The sequence below is a fragment of the Ornithinimicrobium humiphilum genome, from assembly GCF_006716885.1.
In the GTDB taxonomy this organism is placed as follows: Bacteria; Actinomycetota; Actinomycetes; order Actinomycetales; family Dermatophilaceae; genus Ornithinicoccus; species Ornithinicoccus humiphilus.
In genome coordinates this window covers 799,628-822,228 of record NZ_VFPU01000001.1, presented here as the reverse complement: position 1 = coordinate 822,228, position 22,601 = coordinate 799,628, and the positions used below count along the sequence as shown (strand labels likewise).

The window sequence follows — 22,601 nt, the reverse complement described above, 5'->3', positions numbered from 1 at the left end:
TCTAGCCCCGTGCCCCGTCCGACCTCGGCGGGTAGGTCAGTCTGGTCTCGGCCATGTTGATGAGCGTGGTGCTCTCCGGCGTCTCGTCCATCGTCCACCACTTCATGCCCGAGCTGTCGTCGTAGAGGTAGACGTAGGTGCGTCCGTAGAACTGGCCAGCCCGGCCGAAGGTCTCGATCACGCGCGCGGCACGGACGAAGTCGTCCTGGTCCAGGCCGGGCGTGCGTCCCAGCACGACGTACCAGTGCGGGGCGGTCTCGGCATACGTCCTCGCCCAGGTCCAGGACAACGACGCGGCCCGCTCGAACCACCACGTGAGGTCCCGCTCGTCGACCTGCGCGCTCATGCCGTGCCTCCTGCGACCGGTCAGCCTCTGCTGCTGACCTGACAAGGTCATCCTCCAAGGCAGGTCCGACACACCTGCCCTGCTCGGTGGCAGGATCGGGTCATGCCTGCACCGCACACGCCGTTGCTCGGACGGCTGGCCGGGTACTTCACCGAGGTCATCACCACCGACGCCCTCCGCCTGCTGCTGGACGACCCGCCCTCGAGGGCGGCCCTCCTCGACCTCGTCGGCGACGCGGTCGGCGTGGACCTGAGCATGGTGCGGTCCGTCGAGCGGGAGCGGGGCATCGAGGGCGGGTGGCGGCTCGACCTCGAGGGTCTCGATGCCCAGGGCCGCCCGCGCCTCATCGTGGAGGCCAAGATCGGCCACCTGATCACCCTTGACCAGATGCGCACCTATCTCGCCCATCAGCAGCAGGCCCTCGGGGGCGAGCGTGGCGTCCTCATGCTCCTGGTCCCCGCCACCCGGGTCTCCGAGGGACGCATGGTGCTCGACACCCTCGAGCCCGACCTCCCTCCGACCATCCGCACGGTCGTCCTGTCCTGGGAGGAATGCCTGCAGGCCATGGCGGACGCGCTCGACACAGCCGGCTCCGGACCCGTCTCACCTGCCGCGGATGTCGCGCAGCTCCAGGCGGTCTGCCGTGCCCTGTCCGGCTGGGTCGTGCCGGCGGCAGCGGTCACCGACCCCGAGCACGGGCAGCACCTGCGGACGGTGCTGAACCGGCTTACCGAGCGGCTCAGGTCCGATCTGGCGTGGACCGGGCCGCTGGTGAACCGCAACCCCGCTCACGTGTATCGCTACGTCAGCGTCGGCCACGTCGACAACTACCTCAGCATCGGGCTGGCGATCGGGCTCGAGGAGCTGGGCGGATCACCCTTCTGGCTGTGCATCCCGCAAGCCAGCCCGCAGTTCGAGGCGTGGCGAAGGACGCTGCGCCTGTCCGCCCACGGGGAAGAGCTGCGCGAGATGGGCGAGGCCGTGTGGCTGCCGCTCCACCTCGCGCCCGACATGGCCGGCGACACACTGGTCGAGCACCTCGCCGCCCAGACGCTGGCCGTTCTCACGCTGCTGGAGCAGACAACCGCGACAGGCGCCTGACTCAGACCTCCTCGCCCAGCGACCTCACGCTGATCCCGTCGGAGTCGACCAGCAGCAGCGCCGGCTCCTGCGCGTCACCACCGCGGACGACCACGACGGTCTCGCCGCGGTGCCGGTCCGCCAGGTCCTGCAGCCCGTCGGACTCGTCGTGGAGCAGCTCATGATCGCTGCGCAGGGGCACGCCGAGGTCCTCGGCAAGGGTCTCGACCGGGCCATCACCGGGCACGTCGTCGGCGACGTAGACGGTCTGGACGTGCTCGCGGTAGAGCTGGGACGCGAGCCAGGGCACGTCGCCGAGCGCGGGCGGGTTGACGACGACGATCCGCGCTGCGCACTGCAGGTCGCTCATGGCTCGAACCTAGCCCTCACCGCCCCGCACGGCTAGGTCCGTCCCGGGCGCACGGCATACGCCACAATCTGCGCATGTCCCGTGAGATCACCGCGCCGGTCGAGCTCTGCCTGCCCGACGGCTCCCTCAACCCCGACGCCGTCGGCTGGAGCCGCCGGCCGCTGCACACCGCCAACCTCACCGGGTGGGGGCGGACCAAGCGGTGGGAGTACTGGGGCATCGTGACCCCGCGCCACGTCATCGGCGTCGTGGTCTCGTCGCTCGACTACGCCGGGGTGCACAGCCTCTACGTGCTCGACCGCGAGACCCACCGCGAGCTCACGCCGGAGGCGGTGGTGCCGCTCGCGCGCGGGGCGCAGTTCCCGGGGGTATCCGGTGCCGGCACCGCCTACGGGCGTGGGCCCGGGCTGGAGATCGCGATCGACCAGCAGCCGGATGCCACGGCGATCCGCGCGACGGCCGAGAGCGTGGCGCTGGACCTGCGGATCGGGCCGGGACAGGAGTCGCTGGGCGTGGTGGTGCCGTGGAGCACAAAGCGGTTCCAGTACACGGTCAAGGACCTCGGACGCCCGGTCGAGGGCACGATCACCGTCGACGGTGTCGAGCACGCCGTGACCCCGGCGGACTCCTTCGCGGTGCTCGACCACGGTCGTGGGCGCTGGCCCTACTCGATGACCTGGAACTGGGCCGCCGGCAGTCGCCCCGGCGGTGATCTCGGGATCCAGCTCGGCGGCAAGTGGACCGGTGGCACCGGCCAGACCGAGAACGGGATCTTCGTCGACGGCCGGCTGCACAAGATCCACGAGGAGCTGACGTGGACGTACGACCGCACCACCTGGATGGCGCCCTGGACGATCGAGGGCCCGCGGGTGAGCGTGACGCTGACGCCCTTCCACGAGCGGGTGGCGCGGACCAACCTGCTGGTCGTGGCGGGCGAGACGCACCAGTGCTTCGGCACGTTCAGCGGGTGGGCGGTCGACGACGACGGCCGGAAGGTGGAGCTGGACGGCCTCGTCGGCTGGGCCGAGGAGGCGCACAACCGCTGGTGAGCGCTTTGGGTGCGGCTCCCGTGGCCATCCCACTGCGGAGCCGACGCCATCGAGCACCCCGTGACGCCCGTCCCGGCACCCGGACATGCCTCATCGCCCGGCCGGTTGGGGCCGGGCTCGGGGCGGGGTCATCTCAGATGCCACCGGACACCGAGCTCCGTCACGGTCGCCGTCAGGTTGCGGTCGTGCACGAAGGTGTGGTGCCTCGGACACAGCAGGGCGTAGTTCGAAAGGTCTGATCGCCCGCCGAGGGCCCAGGGGATGACGTGGTGGGCGTCGCACCAGGTCGCGGGCACGGTGCACCCCGGGATCGTGCACCCCCGGTCCCGTGCTGCGAGCCGGACCCGCTGTGCTGGGGTGACGAGGCGCTTGCGGCGGCCCTGGTCGAGGATCTCGCTTGGTCCGCCGAGCACGACGGGGATGATGTCGGCCTCGCACGCCAGCTTGCGGATCGCCTCCGCCCGCAACGGCGCCCCGGCCAGGGTCGAACCCACCCCGGGCAGGTGACCGCCGGATTCGGACAGCTGACGCTTGAGCGTCTCGAAGTCCAACGTCACCATCAACGTCGCCTTCGGTGTCGTCGGCTGACCAGCCGTGCCGGCCACCCCGCGGCGCATCACGGTCATGAACGCGTCGTACTTGCGCTGGGTCGCCGTCCGCAGGTCCAGCTCACCGGTGGCGTCCTGCTCCTCCTTGGTCGCCGGTGCCGCCAGCGGGGAGTCGATGATGGCCTTGGCGGCTTCGTAGTCGGCGTCGTCGCCGAAGGTGATGATCCACCGCTTCACCGACCCGTCTGCCAGGCTCGACTCGTGGATCCCGCGCATCGCGTGCTTCTTCTTCGCCTTGGCCTCGTGGTCACGCTCGTCCACGCACTGCGCCACGAGCCGGTCCACGATCCTGCTGATGTCCTTGTCGTCGAAGAGCGGGTTGCTCCCGGCCTCGGCCAGCAGCTCCACGGCGGCGGCGTACTCCTCCGGGGGCAGGCCCGGCCGCACCCGCTGCAACGCCCGGTGCAGCCTCGCCGCCCGCGCGATCGACAGCTGTCCATCCTTGACGCGTTCGAGCAACGGCGCGTGCACCGGCTCCCGACCCGCCTGCGCCAACCGCGCCAGGTCCATCAACGCCCGCCGCTCCAGGTCCGGACACCGCAGCGCCAGCCAGTCCACCACCGAGAACCCCTCGGCCAGGTGCAGGCCCCGGTCCACGGCCTCCGTGGCCATCACCAACCGGGACCGCTCCAGGTCCGACACGGCCCGGGAGATCCACCCCAACGACTCGACGACCAGGTCGTCCTGCACCAGCTCCGGCCGGCTCACGTCCGCGGGCAGCCCCGCCAGCAGCCAGGACTGACCGCCCGCCGACTCCGTCCCCCTCGGCGGCCGCACCGTCCCCAGCGGCTGCTGCATACCTCGATCATATGTTCGAACGCCGACAGACCCAGACACCTTGATCGGCGCGTCGTAGAAATGGGCCCGTGAGGGTGGCAGAGGTAGAACCCTGCGCCGACGCAGCCGATCCGCGACTCCGGCCCGTCACGCCGACCGGCCCACCGCGCCGGCCGCCGGGACCCCGATCACCCCGGCCCTCAGTCCAGCGCGAGCATCGCCACGTACGAGCTGAGCGTCTTGCCGTGCCCGTCGAGCACCGGCGCGCCGGTGACACCACCGCCCAGCACCCCGGGCAGCAGGAGCACGACCGCCTCGAGCTGCGGCAGCTCTGTCCGGGAGATCTCCCCCGTCAGCAGCTCACCGAAGTGCGTCGCCACCCGGCCCGGCGACAGCGCCCGCAGCACCGTCTCGTAGTCGCCCGGATCGCGCACCACGACCGCGACCACGAGCGTGTCGCCCTTGTCTCCGGTCCGGACGTCGGCGACGTCGTCGAGAATTCTCGAAGGACTCACCGCGCACCTCCGACCATCGTGACCGTCGGGTGCACGAGCTCTCTGGGCAGCAGGCACGACCGGATCGCCAACACCTCCGTGGTCGAGGTCCGTGCCCCGCCGCCACCGGCGGGCCCGTTCGTGTAGAGGCTCTCGACCTCCCAGCCGACCGCCCGTGCCTCGCGCTCCGTCGCGACCGAGCCCGTGACGCGCAGCCGCACCTCGAGCGCCTCCTGCGGTGGCACCAGGCCCCGGAACGCCGAGCCCGTCCCGATCAGCTCCACCGTGACGCTGCCCGCATCGATCGCGTGCACCGCCGCGAGCCGCTCCACGACGATGTCGCGCGCCAGCTCGGCTCTGGCCAGGGCACGCGGCCCGGCATACGTGATCTGCCCTTCCCCGCGCCAGGACCCCCGGAAGCCGAGGGTCACCTTGAGCGCATCCGGCCGGGGGCGCCCGGACGCGCCGGAGACGGCGACGCGGTCGGGCCCGACCTGCTCCAGGCGCACCTGGCTGAAGTCGGCCGTGACGTCCGGGGTCAGGTAGGCAGCAGGGTCGCCGACCTCGTAGAGCAGTTGCTCCGTGGCGGTGCGCACGGTCAGCAGACCGCCGCTCTCCTCGAGCTTCCCCAGCACGGCGGACCCGTCAGCCGCGACGTCGGCGAACGGAAAGCCCAGCTCGGCCAGGCGGGGCACGGGCTTGGTCACCGGGTCGGCGTAGTAGCCGCCGGTCAGCTGGCCCGCGCACTCCAGGAGGTGGCCGACGACGGTTCCTCGCCCGAGCAGCTCCGGGTCACCGTCCAGGGCCCAGCCATGGGCGTGGGCGATCGCACCGAGATAGAGCGACGGGTCCGCCAGACGCCCGCCGATCACCACGTCGGCGCCCGCGTCGAGGGCGTCGCGGACCGGCCCGGCGCCGACATATGCGTTGGCGGAGACGAGCTCGCCCGGCTGCTCGGACAGCGGCAACCCGTTCTCCCACACCACGGGATCGGCCTCCCGCACCGCCTGCAGGACGTCGTCACCGGTGATGACCGCCACGCGCGCCCGGCCGCCGCCGATCTCGTCGGCCAGCCGACCCGCTGCCAGAGGGTCGGCCGCGCCTCCGTTCGTCACGATCCGGGTATGCCGTTCCAGCGCGGTCGGCAGGGTGGCCGCCAGTCGGTCCGCGAGCAGCGGGTCGTGGCCGACCCCACGTCCGGACAGCTTGCGGTCGTTGGCGGCGGCGATCGTGCGCTCCCCGAGCACCTCGAAGACGAGGAAGTCGAGGTCCGCACCCGCGACGAGGGCCGCGGCCGGGTCGATCCGGTCTGCGCTGAAACCCGCGCCTGCTCCCAGTCGGACGGTCACCGCGCCCTCCTCAGCTCGCCCACAGCGGGATCTGACCGATCGCGATCGCGACGACCAGCATGAGGATGCTCAGCAGCCAGGCCCAGCCGAAGAGCGCCTTGATGTGCTTGCCGATGTCCACGCCGGCCAGGCCGACCAGCAGGTAGAAGGAGCCGGTCAGCGGGCTGATCGGGAAGCCGACCGTCTCCTGACCGAGGATCGACGCCTGCGCGATGGCCTCGGTCGGCACGCCGTGCGCCTCGCCGAGCGCGGTCAGCACCGGCATGACGCCGAAGTAGTAGGCGTCCGGCCCGAACAGCAGGCTGAGCGGCACCCCGAGGATGCCGACGATGAGCGGCAGGCCGGGGGCGGCCGAGGCCGGCACGACCCCGGCGGCGGTCTCCGCCATCGCCTCGATCATCCCGGAGCCCTCGATGATGCCGAGGAAGGCACCGGCCGCGAGCAGCGTGGTCGCCATGAGCATGGCGCCCATCGAGTGGGCCTCGATGCGTGCGGTCTGCTGCTTCAGGCCGGGGTAGTTGACGACCAGCGCGACGACGACGGCCACGAGGAAGGTCAGCTCCGGGGAGGCCCAGCCCATGACCAGGACGACGAGCACGGCGACGGTCAGCGCCACGTTGAACCAGAAGAGCCGTGGACGACGCAGCGCCGCGTCCTCGTCGGAGAGAGCCAGCGGGTCGACCGCGGGCTCCACCTCCGCGGCAGACCCGGCACCCGACCCGGCAGCGGCGCCCGGTCCGGCAGCGGCGCCCGGTCCGGCAGCGGCGCCGGGCCCGGCAGCGGCCCCCACCTCGGCCTCGACGGCGACCGGAGCCAGGTCACCCAGCCGACGGTGCTCGCGACGACCGAGGAACCAGGCGATCGCGAGCGCGCCGACGATGCCGACGACCTGCGCGGGGATGAGCGGCACCCAGAGCTCGTTGACGTCGATCCCGGTGGCCGTGGCGGCGCGGGCCGTCGGACCGCCCCAGGGCAGGAGGTTCATCACGCCGGCACCCAGGCCCGTGCAGACCGTGAGCGTCAGGCGGCTCATGCCGAGCCGGTCGTAGAGCGGGAGCATCGCCGGGATGGTGATGAGGAAGGTCGTGGCGCCGGCACCGTCGAGGTGCGCGAAGATCGCCAGCGCCGTGGTCGCGACGGTGATCGTCGCGGGCGCGTTGCCCGCCCACCGGACGATGCGGCGGATGACCGGGTCGAACATCCCGGCGTCGCGCATGAGCCCGAAGTAGGTGATGGCGAAGATGAACATCGCCGTCGTGCCGGCGACCCCGCCGAGCCCGTCCTTGACGAAGCCGGTGATCTCGGCCGGACCGAAACCGGCGACGAGCGCGGCGACGACGGGGACGCCCGCGAGGGCGACGACCGCAGCCACGCGGCTGGTGAGCAGCAGCCCGAGGATCACGGCGATCATCAGGTAGCCGATGGTGGAGAGCATCGTCGGTCCCTTCCGGTGGACGGTCGCCGACCAGTCTGGGCAGCACGATCTCTCCACGTCCATCGCCAATTCCGGATAGATTCATGCACAATGCGCATGGACCTGTCTCCCACCCAGCTGCGGGCGGTCGTCACGCTCGCCGACCACGGGACCTTCACGGCGGCCGCGGCGGCCCTCGGCGTCAGCCAGCCGTCGCTGAGCCGCGCCGTCGCCGAGTGCGAGCGCCGGTTGCGGACCCGCCTCTTCGAGCGCACCACCCGGAGGGTCCGGGTGACCCCCGAGGGCCGCGAGGTCCTCGAGCTGGCCCGCCGGCTGGTGCGGGACTACGACGACGGCCTGCGACACCTCGCCGGTTACCTCGCAGGCACGCACGGATCCCTCCGCATCGCCGCCCTCCCCTCGCTCGCAGCCACCCTCCTCCCGCCCTTCGTCCTCACCATGCGCACCCGCTACCCAGGCGTGCACGTCGCCATCGACGACGCACTGGGTGGCAGCGTCCAGGAGCGCCTGGCCCGCGGGGACGCCGACGTGGCCGTCACCGCCCGCTCGCAGCAACCGCGCGCCGAGCAGCTCGAGATCCCGCTGGCCCGCGACGAGTTCTTCGCTGCCGTGCCGGCCGACGATCCCTGGTCCGGTGCCGACCACCTCCCGTGGACGGCCCTCGCGGAGCGCCCCCTCGTCGTCTTCACCGGGGCGAGCACGATCCGCGGCCTCGTGGACAGCGCTCTCGCCCGGCACCGGGTCGAGGTCGGCGAGGTCGTCGAGGCGAGCAACGTCGGCACCGTCGGCGGCCTCGTGGCGGCGGGACTGGGCACCGCCGTGGTGCCCGGGTTCGTCCTGCCGCTCCTCGCCTTCGCCGACCTGCACTACATACCCCTGCGTCCCCGTGTCACGCGCCACATCGTGGTCGCCCACCGCAGCGAACGACCCCTCGGTCCACCCGCCCGCGCCTGGCTCGATCTCCTCCTGGACCCCGGCACCGAGCGCCCCGGGCTCCCCGGCGTCACCTGGGCCGTGCACGCCCGCAACCACGCCTGACGAGCCCCTCCCGGCCACCCGCCTCACCCCCCGCCACGGGCCCTCCCACGTGCCACTTCGGTTTGCATACTCATGCAAACCCCTGTTTGCGTATTCAGGTCCTCGACCACGAAAGGCCTGCTCACGCATGTCCAGCACGACGCCAGACACGACGGAGAAGCAGGGTGGCCTCGTCGGTGCCCTCCAGGTGCTCGAACGGATCGGCAACAAGCTGCCCCACCCGTTCTGGCTCTTCCTGATCCTCGGCGGGATCATCCTCGCGGCGAGCGCGATCCTTGGCCGGATCGGCGTGAGCGCGGTCTCCCCCGCCGACGGCGAGACGGTCGCGGTCGTCAACCTCCTGACCCCCGAGGGGCTGCGCCAGATCGTCACCGAGGCGGTGCCCAACTTCACCGCCTTCCCGCCGCTCGGGCTGATCATCGTCGTGATGCTCGGCGTCGCGGTCGCGGAGTGCTCCGGCCTCCTCGCCGCCGCCATCCGCGCGGTCGTCGCGAAGGTCTCGCCGCGCTGGCTGACCTTCGTCCTGGCCCTGACCGGCGTGACCGGCTCGGTCGCCTCCGACGCGATCTACGTCGTGCTCATCCCCCTCGGCGCCGCCGCCTTCAAGGCCGTCGGCCGCAGCCCGGTCCTCGGTGCGGTGGTCGCCTTCGGCTCGGCGAGCGCCGGCTACAACGCCTCGCTGCTGGTCACCGGCACCGACGCGATCCTGGCCGGCCTGTCGACCAGCGCCGCGCAGCTCGTCGAGGAGGGCTACGTCGTCTCGCCGGTCGCCAACTACTTCTTCTCGATCGCCTCGGCGATCGTCCTCGCGCTGATCATCACCGCGGTGACCGAGCTGCTGCTCACCCGCACCACGCGCGGCCTCGACGACGACAGCGACGACGCGGAGGGTCTGGACGACCTGAATGTCGCCGAGGACGAGAGCAAGGGGCTGCGCAGGGCGGGCCTGACCGCCCTCGTCCTGCTCGCGGCATACTTCGCGGCGCTGTTCGTCCCCGGCTCCCCGCTCCGGGGTGAGGAGGGCGTCCTCGACAGCCCGCTGCTGACCGACATCGTCGTGCCGATCGCGATCATCTTCGCCGGGGCGGGGCTGGCCTACGGCCTCACCACCCGCAGCATCACCAGCGCCGGCGACGTCCCGTCGATGATGGGCAAGGGCATCGTCAGCCTGGCGCCGGTGCTGGTCCTCTTCTTCGCCGCGGCGCAGTTCGTCGCCTACTTCAAGTGGTCCAACATCGGCCCGATCATCGCGATCGAGGGCTCGTCGATCCTGCAGTCCTGGAACCTGCCGCCGCTGTGATGTTCGCCGGGCTCGTCCTGCTCGTCGCCGTCCTCAACTTCTTCATCACGAGCGGCTCGGCGCAGTACGCCCTCATGGCGCCCGTCATCGTGCCGATGTTCATGCTGCTCGACGTCGCGCCCGAGGTCACCCAGATGCTCTTCCGCATGGGTGACTCCCCCACCAACGTCATCAGCCCGATGAGCCCCTACTTCGCGCTGGCGCTGGGCTACATCCAGCAGTACCACCGCAAGGCCGGCATCGGCACGCTCTTCTCCCTCACCCTGCCGATCTCGATGGCCATCCTCGTCGGCTGGTTCCTGTTCTTCTCCCTCTGGTATGCCGTGGGCCTGCCCCTCGGCCCCGGTGTCCCCGTCCGCTGACCCCCACCTCCCCGAGGAGCTGACCCCTGCATGACCTCTGCCGCAGCCGTTCGTGACTACGTCGAGACCCACATCGACGAGGTGCTCGCCGACCTCGACCGCCTGGTGCGCCTCGAGACGCCCAGCAGCCGCCGCGACCTCCTCGAGGCCGCGCTCCCCCAGATCGAGGCGTATGCCGTGGAGCGGCTGGGCGAGCCCGTCGCCCGGGCGCGGCACGACGGCGGCGAGCGCGGCGACGTGCTCGACCTGACCTGGGCCGGCTCGCCCGGCGTCGCGGGGACGGTGCTGAGCCTGTGCCACTACGACACGGTGTGGCCCGAGGGGACGCTGGCCACCTGGCCGCTGACCCGGGACGGCGACGTGCTGACCGGCCCGGGCGTGCTCGACATGAAGGCCGGCATCGTCCAGACGGTGTGGATGCTGCGGGCGCTGCGCGAGCTCGGGGCGTCGCACCCGGCGGTCCGTCTCATGCTCACCGGCGACGAGGAGATCGGCTCCGCCGTCTCCCGGCCGCACATCGAGGCCGCAGCGGCCGGGTGCCTCGTGACGCTCATCAGCGAGCCGAGCGCGGGCGGGGCGGTCAAGGTGCAGCGCAAGGGCACGGTCTTCGCCGACGTCACCGTGACCGGGCTCGAGTCGCACGCCGGGCTCGACCCCTACGCCGGCGCGAGCGCGGTGCACGAGATCGCCAAGCTCATCCCCAAGATCGTGGCGCTGGCGGACCGCTCGAAGGGCACGACGGTCAACGTCGGGACGGTGGAGGGCGGCAGCGGCCGCAACGTCATCGCCGGTCAGGCACGGTGCGCCGTCGACGTGCGCGTGCAGGACCCGGACGAGGCCGAGCGGGTCGCGAGCGCGCTCGAGGCGCTGCAGGTCGAGGACGAGCGCTGCTCGCTCGAGATGTACGTCGACCACAACCGTCCGCCGATGAACCCCACGCCCCGCACCGAGGAGATCGTCGCGCTGGCCCACCGGGTCGGTGAGGACCTCGGGTTCCCGATCGAGACGCAGGCGGTCGGCGGCGCGAGCGACGGCAACTTCATCGCCGCGCTGGGCCTGCCGGTCATCGACGGCCTCGGCGGCATCGGCGCCGGCCCGCACGCCCGCCACGAGCACATCACGGTGAGCGGCCTGCCTCGGCAGACGGCGCTGATGGCCGGGATCGTGGAGCTGCTGGCGGCGGAGTAGGCAGGGCGATGAGGCGGGGCGCGGTGCGGTCGCACCGGCCCCGCCTCGTCATCCGCCCTGGCCCGTCGGCACCTCGTGCCCCTGCGCGATCAGGGTCAGCGCGGCCATGTGACGCTCGAGCGCCTGCCGCCCCGCCGGGGTCAGGCTCACCCACGCGACGCGGCGAGCGTCGCCACGCTCGGGCGAGGCGCTCTTGGTGATCGAGACGTAGCCCACCTCCGTCATCGCCTTCAGATGACGCGAGAGCTGCGACGCCGGCAGCTCGAGCGCAGCCTCGAGCTGCCGGAACGCGACGGCGTCGGCACTCCGCAGCAGCCCGCAGATCCGCAGCCGGGCCGGGAAGTGGATCAGCTCGTCGAAGACGGCCTCGTCCACGCTCACGCCCGCAGGGCCTCTCGTGCCCAGCGGTCCGAGACGCGCGCCGCGGCCCAGGTGGTCGCCGCTGCGCCCAGCGCCGGCAGTACGACCCAGACCGACCGGTCGAGCGAGACCAGGGCGAGGGAGACGGAGTAGAGGACGAGGGTAGCCAGCAGCCAGAGCGCGCCGAGGGAAACCTGACGCGCGCCTGCCGCACGGAGGCGGATGCCCGTCCTGGCCCGCACCACGGAGACGATCACCACGGCGGCGACCAGCGCGAAGACGTAGTTGCTGGTCCGATCGCCCACGGCCGGCGAGGCGACCCACAGGCCGACGACGAGACCGAGGAACGCCGGCGCCCACCACGGCGTCGCGGTGAGGTCGGCCAGCCGGGAGCGGTCGTCGTCGAGCTGTCGGAGCAGGTCGGTGGCGTGGTCGGGAGAGAACGTCATGGGGAGACCCTACGAAGTTTGTTGCATCAGGTGCAAGTTACTTTGCGCAAGTGACCTAGGGGCGCCGTGCCGAGGGGCGCATCCTGGTCATGACGGGGCGGGCGGGCAGGCAGGTTGACCTACCCGTCCGCGACATGGTTCGCCTGGCCCCAGTCGCCCTGAGCCTCACTCAGCAGCCGTGTCGGCCGCCTCGGTCGAGCGCAGAGGGCCGTCCTGCGATGACAGCGCATTGGAGGACAGGCTCCCCACCTCTGCCACCTCGACGTTCTCGTCGCGCATCTTGGGCGGGGCGGCGGACCAGGCCTTCAGGTTCTGCAGCACATCCATGTAGAAGGCATCGCTGAGGTCCAGGACCGAATCGATGAACGTCCCCCGCCCTCGTCCTCGCTTGCTGCCCATCGGGGCAGCAAGAGCGATGCGGAACGACTTGATGTCGCGCTTCGGGTCCGCGATCAGCAGAGACGGGTTCTCCCGAACAGCACCGAGCATCTCCGTGGTGCCACGCCCGCGAGAGTTGGCCATGAAGGCCTCCAGTCGCACCGAGTCTGGCGCATTCTTCAGCTGACGAATCAGCCAATTGACGCGCGTCTGGGGGCGTCCTTGCCGAGGCGCGTCGATGTCGGTGTGACACGTGACCTGACCGGCGCGCAGATCGGCGGAGATGTGCAGCGGGCCCACGGCGTCCGGAATGCGAATCGCTCCCGTGAGCACCCCCTCCGACTCAAGGGCGGAGAGAAGGGTCTGCGGCCGCAGCGCCGGGTCGGCCAGTTCTTTCCGGGACAGCAAGGGCGTCACGTCCGTCCCCAGGCGACGCCCCAGTCGCAAGCTGGCATAACGAAGCAGGGCGTCGAACCTCGCCACGACGTCCACGCCGCCCTTGTCGTTCGCGCGGAACGTGCTGGCGTTGACGGCCTGCCGTACCTTGACCCACTCGCTGCCCATGTCATCGAACTCCATGGCGCCGGAACGCGGGTGTTCCAGGTACCGGATGAGCTCACCGAGTATCCAGGCCTGCTCGGGGTCGGAGACACCACGGTGCTCCTTCTGCACGACTGCCGTGGACAGCAGGAGACTCCAGGACCAGTGGTGGATGGCCACCTTCCGCAACTTGCGTTTGTCCACCTTGGTGGGGTGCTGGACGGGGGTGGGGGGAATCTCATTGCTGATCGTCAACAGCGCATCGAAACCCTGCTCCTTCGCGACATCGAGATATGCCTCGAGCTGCTCGGAGTTCAGTTCGTTCTTGCCCGTCTTCACCTCGACGAGAGCCGTCCACTGCTTACTACCGCGGGACACCCGGATCAGGCCATCCGGATAGATGCGCCGGCCGTTGAGATCGAAAGGCACCTCGATGTACGCCTCGACCTTCCCTGCCGGCACTCCGAGCGGCTTGAGCATGGCCCTGCTGAAGTCCGGGACCGCCGTCATCACCGCGAGCAGCGCCGAGGTCGCCCTTCGCTCCTGCTCCTCGGCGCCAGAGATCCCTGAGGTCGGAATCAGGCGCGCTTCGTTCCACGATTCTTCCGCCATGTGTTTACCCTCCTGCCGGGCAGCATAGCCACGAGCACCGACGATTCAGGGCGACCCACCATGACTGGGCGATCCCATTTAAGCCGGTCAGGCCGTTGCGGCAGTGGGGGCTGCGGGATCCTGATGCCGCAGCCACCTCTGGACCATTTGCTACGTTGCCCTCGTGGATGAGCGCGTGGTCTTGGCCGAACTGCGGCAGTTCGTGGCCGAGCGCGACTGGAGCCAGTTCCACTCGCCCGCCAACCTCGCGAAGTCGATCTCGGTCGAAGCCGGTGAGCTCTTGGAGCAGTTCCAGTGGAACGACGATGCCGACCTCGCCGCAGTCTCCGAAGAACTCGCGGACGTGCTCACCTACTGCTACCTGCTCGCAGACCGACTCGGCCTCGAGCCGCACCACATCATGCTCAAGAAGCTCGAGCAGACACGCACCAAGTACCCCGTCTCGAAAGCCTCTGGACGAAGCACGAAGTATGACAAGCTTTAGGTTTCACAACTTCGATTTCACCCAGTCTTCGGTCATGGGGGCCGATGCGGCGGAGCCGATGATGTCGAACTGGCCAGTGGTCTACCTGATCCACAGCCCCAGCGACATCTACGTGGGAGAAACGGGAGGCGCGACCGGGCGGCTCTTCCAACACCTGCAGTCGGATGCGAAACGGCACCTCGAGGAGGTGCGCCTCGTGCTCGACAAGAGCTTCAACAAGTCGGTCTGCCTCGACCTTGAGTCGTACCTGATCCGACTCCTCAGCGGCGACGGGCGCTACGCCGTGCTCAACAGGAACGAAGGAATCACCAATCGCGAGTACTACCAGCGCGGTGACTACCAGAAAAAGTTCGACGAGATCTTCGAGGAACTGCGGGCTCTGGGGTACTTCACCCGATCCATCCCCGAGATCGAGAACACGGACCTCTTCAAGCTCTCCCCGTACAAGGCTCTGAACACGGAGCAGGCGGTGGCCGTCAACGAGGTCATGGAGGGGTTGGTGGAGGACCTGGAGACCGACCGTCGAAGCGTCTCGGTGATCCAAGGTGGCCCAGGAACGGGCAAGACGGTCGTGGGCATCTACCTCATCAAGCTGCTTCGTGACCTCGCAACGTTCGACCCTTCGGACGAGGTGCACGGCGATTCGGTCTTCTCCGACTACTTCCTTCAGGGCTCGCGCGACCTGTTCGAGAACCTCCACGTCGGACTCGTCGTTCCTCAGCAGTCACTCCGGAAGTCCATCCAGAAGGTCTTCCTGCGCATTCCAGCTCTCCGCGACGTTCGTGTCCTGTCCGCCTTCGACGTGGCCGAGTCGCCAGAAGACTTCGACGTCGTGGTGGTCGACGAGGCCCACCGCCTGACCCAGCGGGCCGCACAGGCGCACGGCACACTGACCAAGAGGTATGTCGACATCGTTCGATCGATGCGTGGTGAAGACGACCTGACGGTGACGCAGCTGGACTGGATCCGACACCGCGCCCGTCACGTGGTGCTGCTCCTCGACTCGGGACAGAGCGTCCGACCCGCTGATCTCGACGCAAGCACCTTGGACGCAGTGTGCGCCGAGGCGCGGGCACACTCCCGGCTATACCCCCTGACCACCCAGATGCGAGTCGCAGGTGGGTCGGCCTACGTGGAGTGCATCGCTGCCGTCATGTCGGGCAAGACGCCCAGCCCAGCACCTGACGACTTCGCGTACGACCTTCGGATGTTCGACGACCTCGCCGAGATGCACCAGGCGATCCGGGCGCGGGATGCCGATGTGGGTCTGTCTCGACTCGTTGCTGGGTATGCGTGGAAGTGGGTGAGCGCAAAGGACAAGCAGGCCGCAGACATCGAGATCGACGGGGTCAGGCTGCGCTGGAACGGCACCGCGACCGACTGGATCAACTCCCGTCGTGCGCTCGAGGAGGTCGGGTCGATCCACACCGTGCAGGGCTACGACCTGAACTACGCAGGCGTCATCATCGGCAAGGACCTTCAGTACGATCCCGGCGCCGGCAGGCTGGTCATCAGTCGAAATGACTACTTCGACAGCAAGGGCAAGGCCAACAACCCGATGGTCGGGAAGGTCACCACCGACGCTGACCTCGAGCGCTACATCACCAACATCTATCGGGTCCTGCTGACGCGGGGCATGCGTGGCACCTACATCTACGTCGTGGACCCAGTACTCCGCGACTACCTGCGAACCGCGCTGAACACCTACCTGAACCGTCATTGACCGCGGCCGAGCCCAGACGAAGTCCGAGCCCGGCCTAGGTTCGGTCAGAGCGCCTGGTAGTAGTCCCGGATGACGCGAGCCATCAACTTGCGACGCTCCACGAGAAAGTCCTTGTAGTTACCCGAGTTGATCTCGTCGAGACGCTCGGGGATCGCGTTCTCCCGCAGGTTCGCGGCGAGGTCTCCCGCATCCCTGATCTCTCCCAGGCGCAACATGCCGGTCTCGATCTGCTCGGCGATGTCCGCCATGTACGCCGCCGGCGGCTTGTTGCTGATGCTGATGTTGATCGAGGTCTCCGTCAACGCGTAGTTCGCCACCTGGTTGTAGTCGCCGCGGTCCGGGTAGCCGTTCTTCTGCAGGTAGTCCTTTGGAACGATGTGGTGGATGTCGCCCGACTGCTGGAGCATGGCCGCCACAGTGATGCCCTTGGACAGGAACCCCCGCGAGTTGGCGCAGACCTGCGCGGCGAGGAACGTCTGGAAGAACGGACTGACCGTGCTGGTGGTCTCCAGGGCCGCCGGCAGGCTCACGGTCCAGAACGCGTCCGAGAGCTCGGACTCCTCGATCTGCTTGAGGTAGTTCGCGGCCCCCTGCTCTCGAATGCGCCGGATGTCCTGCTCCCAGGTCGACTCGAAGCTGCCCGAGTGGCGCCCTGTCAGCATGGACATGACGAACCAGCGCTTCACGATGCGCTTCCGCTCGCCTTCTGGCATCTCCTTGTCCTCGCGAAGCCGCAGGTAGAGGGCATAGGCGAAGTTGAGAGCGTTCCGCGAGTTCACCATGCCGGAGGTGATGAACCCCGCCGACTTGATGAGCATGAGGAAGTTGTCGAAGTGGAAGTTGTTGACGATCTGCAGCAGCGACCGCTCGAGCTTTTCGTAGGCCACTGGAATGCGGCTCTCGTCGACCTTTCGGGTGTCAGGGTCCCGCCCTGACAGCTCGCTCACGATGCTGGCCGCCTTGCCGCGGCTGAAGCCGACCAGCCCGGCGACCCGGATGATGTCGCCGTACTGCGGGTCGTAGAGATCCTCCGACTCGTCCTTGAGCCAGCTGATCGCACCGAGGTACGGCGACGCGGCGAACTCCTGATCGTTCTCCTTGATGTCGTCATACGCGTGCGGCGCTACGGCGAGGTGGCAGAAGTAGTCGATGAGCTTGCGCAGGTTGCGTCCGCGGTCGCCATACGTCGCGATCTTGCTCATCGCGAAGTCGGCGCTGCTCAGCGGCACACCCTTGGAATTGATGCGGATGAAGATCTCGGCGACGGTCTCGACATCGAGGTCGTCTGCGAGCCCGATAATGCCGATCTGCGCGTTCTGGATGCGTCCTAGGCGGGCGAGGTTGGTCTCGAAGGTCCTCGGGTCGACCTCGGGATTGCGCTCGAGATACTGACGCGCGAAGGACAGCGGCGACTCCGAGTTGAAGTACTCGCTGATGTCAGCGATCCACTGCGGGTTCTTGCCGATGACCGGCGTCAGAGTCGCGAACTCCTCGGTCATCGGGTTGAAGGCGATCTTGATGCGCACCGACTTGTACCGCTTGTTGATCACCGGGAGGCCAGCCACCGCAGCCCGCAGTGCGGTGATCCGCTGTTGCCCATCGATCAAGATCTGCTGGTGGGCAGCTACATGGCCCCCCTTCAGCTTGGCGCCGACGGACTGCCACGTGATGAGGTATCCCACCGGGTAACCCTTGTAGAGCGAGTCCATGAGGTCACGGACCTTGATGCTGTCCCACACGAAGGGGCGCTGCAGCTCCGGGATGGCGATCCGGTCGCTTCGCACGTCCGCCAAGAGCTGCGTCACGGCCGACTGGGTCACCGAATACATCGTCATGTGGTTACTTCCTCTGTCACGGACTGGATTCGACGGGCGCCGCCGGACCCACGCCACGTTGCGTAGACCGCCTTACCGACTCAAGCCCGAATCTCGCATTCTCACGAGCGCACCACTTTCCGTCAATGGCCGGAAGTGCTTATCCGTGGCAGCCCCACCTGCGCGCTGGCCCCGTTCACACCTTCGTGCCCGGCAACCTCGCCGCCTGCTCGATCCACGACCGCAGCTGCGCCTCGTCCAGCTCGTCCTCCTCGTGGATGTCGAGGTAGCGCACCTCGTCGTGCTTCGACGCCTTCGGCGGCACCGGGTCCAGCGACGTCCCCTGCCAGAACTGCACCTGCACGTATTTCGTGTAGCAGCGGAAGGACAGGAACCACCGGTCCTCGTGCGCCCCGTAGAACGGCTGGTTCCACTTCACGGCCTTGCGCACGTCCGGCACGGTGGTGGTCACGAGCTCGTCGAGCCGCCGCCCGATCTCGCTCTTCCAGCCCGGCATGGCCGCGACGTACGCCTGCACCGGCCCGTCCCCCTCGCCCTTGGGGATCTGGGGGTTTCCGCCGGAGAGCAGCTTGGGTCCGGCGTCGTCCTTCTTCGGGTTCACGATCGTCCTCCCGGTCGACTCGGTCTGCGATCGAGCCAGCCTCGGTCCGGGGGCTGCAGCACCGCAGTAGCGTCGCTTCCGTGACGGACATCGACGAGGCCAACCGCAGGGTCCTGGCAGCCTGGATCGGTGCTCCGACCTGGTGGCCGAGGGGGTGCGCCGCTGGCTGCTCGACTCCCGTCGTCTACCGCGGGCGACCCGGTTGACGACCCCCGCATCTCCTACTCCGACGTCACCCGGGGTGACGTCCTCCGATCCGCGGTGGACCGCCTTGCCGGGCTGCGCGATCCCGGCTCGGAACCCGCCGACCACCTGCTCGACCGGGTTGCCGGTCTCGAGCAGGAGCTGCGGGACGCCTCGGCGCTCGACTACGCCGCCGCCAAGGAAGGGGACCTTGGCCGGGCCGTCGACGCCCAGCGCCGTATGCAGTCGCTCCACGTCGAGGCGGCTGACGCCTGGGAGCGGCTGGCCACCCGGGGCACGGAGGTTTGGCACGTCGTCGCCGCGCTGCACCGAGCCGCCGCGCACCGCGACGACGCATGTCGGGCCGAGATCGCGCTCTACAAGCTCGAGCGCCCCTGACCGCCAGGGGTCACACCAGCCACTGCCCATCGCGCATGAGCTCGCGGCCCGCCAGCTCGTTGGCCTCCCGCCATGCCTGGATCCTCCGCGGCCTCACCTGGAACCACACGAACCCCTGCTCCACCCGCGGGTCGAAACCCGTCCGAGACGCGAACCGGTCAGCCTGCCCGGTCGGCAGCGCGTCCATCGGCATTACCTCGACCGTCCCGTCGACCAGCACCACGTCCCGCGTAGGTCCCAGCGCCAGCCTGACCGTCACGGTCCGCACCAGGTTGCGCCCTGTCACGCTCCGCTCGGAGGTGGACAGCAGCACGGTCTCGCCGTCCCAGTCGAACGACAACGGCACGAGGTATGGCGTGTCCCCGTCCGTCGTCGCGACCCACAGGTCGACGTCGGTCGCCAGCCGCTCCTCGGTGTCCCGGCGACGGGTGGCCGCGTCCCGAGGCGGTGCAGGCTCGGTCGTCTCCGTCAAGCCATCCACCCTAGGAGGAGCCGCCTCACCTGCGCTTCTCCGTTCCTGATCGGCTGCGTGCCAGACGTCCGCCAACCCGCCGGCCCACGGCATACCCCCTCGCCCCTCTGCTAGCGTCGTCGGGCGGGTCGACCGGCCCGTCGGTCGCAGGGGCCGAATCGCACGACACGGGGGCCTCGCGGCTTGCCTGGAACTGGAGTACGTCAATGAAGACCCGAGCACACATCGCCGTGGCCGCTCTCACGCTGTCGGTGGTGCTCACCGGCTGCGGCGGCAACGACGACGAGGCGCAGGCGGCCGAGGCGATCTCGGCCTCGATGATGGAAGAGAGCGACGAGGACTTCACCGTCGACCAGGCGCAGGCCGACTGCGTCGGCGAGGGCATGGTCGACCGCGTGGGCGTCGACAAGCTCAAGGAGTACGGCATGCTCACCGACGACCTCACCGTCAACGACAGCGTCACCGACGTGACGATGGAGGAGGCCGACGCCGACAGCGCCGCCGACGTCCTCGTCAACTGCGTCGACGCGCAGGCGATCATCGCCGAGCAGATGGGCGCCGACGACTCGATCACCCCCGAGCAGCAGGAGTGCATGGCCGAGGCCTTCACCAACGAGGCCCTCACCGACATGTTCTCCCTGATGTTCCAGGGCAAGGAGGACGAGGCCACGCAGGGGATGATGGAGCCCCTGATGAGCTGCATGATGGGCAGCTGACCTCAGACGTTCTTGACGGCCGGCCCGGTGCGCACGCACCGGGCCGGCCGTTGTCATGTCCGGAGCGACGGGGACCCGGGGCCGCGTGACAGTGGGACGACTTCGTGTCGCCATGACGACACGAAGTCGTCCCGTTGTTCAGGCGAGGTCGGACAGAGGACGACCTGAGCCGGCCACCCACCCGCCGACCGATCAGAGTGGTGGATTTGTGTCGTCAGGACGACCTCGATCCACCACTCTGTTTCAGCCCTCCTCGGAGCCCGCCCCTGGCAGCACCTCGGTGATGACTCCCCCGTCGACCTCCCACCGGCGCGTCAGTCGCACGGTCTCCAGCATCCGCCGGTCGTGCGTGACCAGCAGCAGCGTGCCGTCGAAGGCCTCGAGCGCCTGCTCGAGCTGCTCGATCGCGGGCAGGTCGAGGTGGTTGGTCGGCTCGTCGAGGACGAGCAGGTTGACGCCCCGGGCCTGCAGCAGCGCGAGGGCGGCGCGGGTCCGCTCCCCCGGCGACAGGGTCGCGGCGGGCCGGCCGACGTGCGCCCCGGCGAGGCCGAACTTCGCCAGCAGCGTCCGCCGGTCGGCGTCGGTCCAGTCCGGCAGCTCCCGGGCGAACACGCCGGGCAGCGTCTCGTCGGCCTCGAGCAGCCCACGGGCCTGGTCGACCTCGCCGATCACGACCCGCGAGCCCGTCGACACGGTCCCCTCGTCGGGCTCGATCCGCCCGAGCAGCAGCCCCAGCAGCGTCGTCTTGCCCGAGCCGTTCGGCCCCGTGATCGCCACCCGGTCCCCGAGGTCGAGCTGCAGGTCGACCGGCCCGAGCGTGAACGACCCGGAGTCCCCCCTCCGGCGCACGACCGCGCCCCGCGCGACCGCCACGACGTCGCCCGACCGCGGCGCCTGGGCGATCGAGAACTGCAGCTGCCACTCCTTGCGCGGCTCCTCGACCACCTCGAGCCGCTCGATCATGCGCTCGGTCTGCCGGGCCTTGGCGGCCTGCTTCTCCGAGGTCGCCTGCTTGTGGAAACGGATGTGCTTGTCCGACTCCTTGCGCCGCGCCAGCTTGGAGTTGGCGTTGCGCACGCCCTTGCTCATCCAGTCGCGCTGCATCCGGGCGCGCGACTCCAGGGCCCGCCGCCGCTCGGCATACTCTTCGTAGGCCTCGCGCGCGTGCCGCCGCGTGATCGACCGCTCCTCCAGGTAGGCGTCGTAGCCACCGCCGTAGGCCACCACCCGCTGCAGGCTGCGGTCGATCTCGACCACCGTGGTCACGGTCGCGGACAGGAACGCCCGGTCGTGGCTGACCAGCACGACCGGCGCCTCGAGCCCGTGCACGAACTCCTCGAGCAGGTCCAGGCCCGCCACGTCGAGGTCGTTGGTCGGCTCGTCGAGCAGGTAGCCGTCGTAGCGCGACAGCAGCAGCCCGGCCAGGCCCGCCCGCGCCGCCTGCCCGCCCGAGAGCGTGCGCACCTCACGGTCGAGGTCCACCGCCAGCCCGAGGCGCGCGGCCACCTCCTCGGCGCGTTCGTCGAGGTCGGCGCCGCCGAGGGCGAGCCAGGACTCCAGGGCCAGGGAGTATGCCGTGTGCCCGGCCTCGTCCTCAGGGTGCTCCGCCATGTGCTCGGCGGCGGCGTTCATCTCGACCTCCGCCGCGGCGACGCCCGTCCGACGTGCCAACGACTGCCGGATCGTCTCACCGGGCAACGCGTCCGACTCCTGCGTGAGGAGCCCGAGGTGGGCCGTGCGCGGCGAGACGACGACCGAGCCGGCCTGCGGCGCGCGGCGTCCGGCCAGCACGTGCAGCAGCGTGGACTTGCCGGCGCCGTTGGGCCCGACCAGCCCCACGACGTCGCCGGGCGCGACGACGAGGTCGAGCCCGGAGAAGAGGGTGGTCGCACCGTGGCCGACGGCCACGTCCTTGGCCTGGATCGTCGCGGTCACCGGGCGATTGTCTCAGCCCGGGGGCAGGCACCAACTCATCGAGCAGGCGCCCGCCCCACACCGCCGTTCCGCCGGTCGCGGGCCTCTCGGGCGGACCACGGTCAAGACCAGGTATGCAGTCGGTCAAGATCTCGTCAGGATCCCTGGCCAGCCCTTGCGCTGGCCGGGCGGGGTGGGCCGTACTGGTTCTGACCGCACCCGATCTCGGGTGATCAGGCCAGAGGAGGTCTGCGATGTCCGATCCACGAGTGCCCGTGGCCGCGCTGTGGGAGTGGCAGTTCAGGGGCCTGTGCCGCACGACCAGTCCCGACACCTTCTTCCATCCCGAGGGCGAGCGCGGCCCCTCGCGCGCGCGTCGGGAAGCCCGCGCCAAGGCCATCTGCGAGCAGTGCCCGGTCGTCGTCGAGTGCGGCGAGCACGCCCTGGCCACGCAGGAGCCCTACGGCGTCTGGGGCGGGATGACCGAGGAGGAGCGCCAGGCGATCTACCGCGAGCGGGAGGCCGCCCGCCCCGCCTGA

At 69.7% G+C, this 22,601-nt stretch carries 22 protein-coding genes and 1 pseudogene; 10 read left to right on the top strand and 13 right to left on the bottom strand.

Features of this window, described 5'->3' with window-relative positions; all coding sequences use genetic code 11:
- Position 1: 1 nt before the first annotated feature.
- Positions 2–346: a hypothetical protein gene (locus tag FB476_RS03740; RefSeq protein WP_141817594.1), complete on the bottom strand. Its 345-nt coding sequence runs from the start codon at positions 344–346 to the stop codon at positions 2–4.
- A gap of 102 nt (positions 347–448) precedes the next feature.
- Here FB476_RS03740 and FB476_RS03735 point away from each other — a divergent pair, with 102 nt between their 5' ends.
- Positions 449–1,447, top strand: coding sequence for a hypothetical protein (locus FB476_RS03735; RefSeq protein ID WP_141817593.1), 999 nt, complete (start codon positions 449–451; stop codon positions 1,445–1,447).
- 1 nt (position 1,448) lies between these two features.
- Here FB476_RS03735 and FB476_RS03730 read toward each other — a convergent pair whose 3' ends face one another.
- Positions 1,449–1,796, bottom strand: coding sequence for a hypothetical protein (locus FB476_RS03730; RefSeq protein WP_141817592.1), 348 nt, complete (start codon positions 1,794–1,796; stop codon positions 1,449–1,451).
- 74 nt (positions 1,797–1,870) lie between these two features.
- Here FB476_RS03730 and FB476_RS03725 point away from each other — a divergent pair, with 74 nt between their 5' ends.
- On the top strand, positions 1,871–2,845 hold the full coding sequence (locus FB476_RS03725; RefSeq protein ID WP_202876888.1) for a DUF2804 domain-containing protein: 975 nt from the start codon (positions 1,871–1,873) through the stop codon (positions 2,843–2,845).
- Between the two features lie 128 nt (positions 2,846–2,973).
- Here the strand turns inward: FB476_RS03725 and FB476_RS03720 are convergent, their stop codons facing one another.
- The 4 genes from FB476_RS03720 to FB476_RS03705 form a co-directional block, all read right to left on the bottom strand.
- Positions 2,974–4,251 carry an HNH endonuclease signature motif containing protein gene (locus FB476_RS03720; RefSeq protein ID WP_141817590.1) on the bottom strand — a complete coding sequence of 426 codons (1,278 nt, stop codon included), beginning with the start codon at positions 4,249–4,251 and terminating at the stop codon, positions 2,974–2,976.
- A gap of 179 nt (positions 4,252–4,430) precedes the next feature.
- Positions 4,431–4,745, bottom strand: coding sequence for an AtuA-related protein (locus FB476_RS03715; protein ID WP_141817589.1), 315 nt, complete (start codon positions 4,743–4,745; stop codon positions 4,431–4,433).
- Complete coding sequence (locus tag FB476_RS03710) at positions 4,742–6,073, bottom strand: acyclic terpene utilization AtuA family protein (RefSeq protein ID WP_141817588.1); 1,332 nt, start codon at positions 6,071–6,073, stop codon at positions 4,742–4,744. Before FB476_RS03710 ends, FB476_RS03715 begins: the two co-directional genes overlap by 4 nt.
- Before the next feature lie 10 nt (positions 6,074–6,083).
- A complete protein-coding gene (locus tag FB476_RS03705; protein ID WP_141817587.1) occupies positions 6,084–7,508 on the bottom strand; it encodes a CitMHS family transporter in 1,425 nt (474 codons plus the stop codon).
- A gap of 96 nt (positions 7,509–7,604) precedes the next feature.
- On the opposite strand from FB476_RS03705, the gene FB476_RS03700 reads away from it, so the two are divergent.
- The 3 genes and pseudogenes from FB476_RS03700 (at position 7,605) to FB476_RS03690 (ending at position 11,396) form a co-directional block, all read left to right on the top strand.
- On the top strand, positions 7,605–8,546 hold the full coding sequence (locus tag FB476_RS03700; RefSeq protein ID WP_170233512.1) for a LysR family transcriptional regulator: 942 nt from the start codon (positions 7,605–7,607) through the stop codon (positions 8,544–8,546).
- Between the two features lie 127 nt (positions 8,547–8,673).
- A pseudogene (locus FB476_RS03695) lies at positions 8,674–10,208 on the top strand (AbgT family transporter).
- Positions 10,209–10,238: 30 nt separating this feature from the next.
- Positions 10,239–11,396, top strand: coding sequence for a M20/M25/M40 family metallo-hydrolase (locus tag FB476_RS03690; RefSeq protein WP_141817585.1), 1,158 nt, complete (start codon positions 10,239–10,241; stop codon positions 11,394–11,396).
- Between the two features lie 48 nt (positions 11,397–11,444).
- Here the strand turns inward: FB476_RS03690 and FB476_RS03685 are convergent, their stop codons facing one another.
- The 3 genes from FB476_RS03685 to FB476_RS03675 form a co-directional block, all read right to left on the bottom strand.
- Entirely contained in the window at positions 11,445–11,777 is a 333-nt protein-coding gene (locus FB476_RS03685; RefSeq protein WP_238329536.1) for a transcriptional regulator, read from the bottom strand.
- Positions 11,774–12,205, bottom strand: a complete 432-nt coding sequence (locus tag FB476_RS03680) for a hypothetical protein (RefSeq protein ID WP_141817584.1) — start codon at positions 12,203–12,205, stop codon at positions 11,774–11,776. The genes FB476_RS03685 and FB476_RS03680 overlap by 4 nt, the downstream gene beginning before the upstream one ends.
- Positions 12,206–12,370: 165 nt before the next feature.
- Positions 12,371–13,735: a hypothetical protein gene (locus FB476_RS03675; RefSeq protein ID WP_141817583.1), complete on the bottom strand. Its 1,365-nt coding sequence runs from the start codon at positions 13,733–13,735 to the stop codon at positions 12,371–12,373.
- Positions 13,736–13,898: 163 nt separating this feature from the next.
- Here FB476_RS03675 and FB476_RS03670 point away from each other — a divergent pair, with 163 nt between their 5' ends.
- Together FB476_RS03670 and FB476_RS03665 are read left to right on the top strand one after the other, a co-directional pair.
- Entirely contained in the window at positions 13,899–14,219 is a 321-nt protein-coding gene (locus FB476_RS03670) for a nucleotide pyrophosphohydrolase (protein ID WP_141817582.1), read from the top strand.
- Between the two features lie 34 nt (positions 14,220–14,253).
- A complete protein-coding gene (locus FB476_RS03665) occupies positions 14,254–15,942 on the top strand; it encodes a DUF2075 domain-containing protein (RefSeq protein ID WP_238329535.1) in 1,689 nt (562 codons plus the stop codon).
- 44 nt (positions 15,943–15,986) lie between these two features.
- On the opposite strand, the gene FB476_RS03660 is transcribed toward FB476_RS03665, so the two are convergent.
- Together FB476_RS03660 and FB476_RS16610 are read right to left on the bottom strand one after the other, a co-directional pair.
- Positions 15,987–17,777 (bottom strand): GmrSD restriction endonuclease domain-containing protein, encoded by a 1,791-nt coding sequence (locus FB476_RS03660; RefSeq protein ID WP_141817580.1) that lies wholly within the window; start codon positions 17,775–17,777, stop codon positions 15,987–15,989.
- Positions 17,778–17,952: 175 nt separating this feature from the next.
- Complete coding sequence (locus FB476_RS16610) at positions 17,953–18,378, bottom strand: DUF1801 domain-containing protein (RefSeq protein WP_238329534.1); 426 nt, start codon at positions 18,376–18,378, stop codon at positions 17,953–17,955.
- A gap of 261 nt (positions 18,379–18,639) precedes the next feature.
- Here FB476_RS16610 and FB476_RS16605 point away from each other — a divergent pair, with 261 nt between their 5' ends.
- A complete protein-coding gene (locus tag FB476_RS16605; RefSeq protein ID WP_202876887.1) occupies positions 18,640–18,960 on the top strand; it encodes a hypothetical protein in 321 nt (106 codons plus the stop codon).
- A 10-nt stretch (positions 18,961–18,970) separates the two neighbouring features.
- Here the strand turns inward: FB476_RS16605 and FB476_RS03650 are convergent, their stop codons facing one another.
- A complete protein-coding gene (locus FB476_RS03650; protein WP_420359349.1) occupies positions 18,971–19,441 on the bottom strand; it encodes a pyridoxamine 5'-phosphate oxidase family protein in 471 nt (156 codons plus the stop codon).
- A gap of 197 nt (positions 19,442–19,638) precedes the next feature.
- Here FB476_RS03650 and FB476_RS03645 point away from each other — a divergent pair, with 197 nt between their 5' ends.
- The gene (locus FB476_RS03645; protein WP_141817577.1) at positions 19,639–20,148 is read left to right on the top strand and encodes a hypothetical protein; all 510 of its coding nucleotides are present in this window, start codon (positions 19,639–19,641) and stop codon (positions 20,146–20,148) included.
- Positions 20,149–20,391: 243 nt separating this feature from the next.
- On the opposite strand, the gene FB476_RS03640 is transcribed toward FB476_RS03645, so the two are convergent.
- Positions 20,392–22,083, bottom strand: a complete 1,692-nt coding sequence (locus FB476_RS03640; RefSeq protein ID WP_141817576.1) for an ABC-F family ATP-binding cassette domain-containing protein — start codon at positions 22,081–22,083, stop codon at positions 20,392–20,394.
- A 233-nt stretch (positions 22,084–22,316) separates the two neighbouring features.
- Between FB476_RS03640 and FB476_RS03635 the strand changes: the two genes are divergently transcribed.
- Positions 22,317–22,601 carry a WhiB family transcriptional regulator gene (locus FB476_RS03635; protein ID WP_141817575.1) on the top strand — a complete coding sequence of 95 codons (285 nt, stop codon included), beginning with the start codon at positions 22,317–22,319 and terminating at the stop codon, positions 22,599–22,601.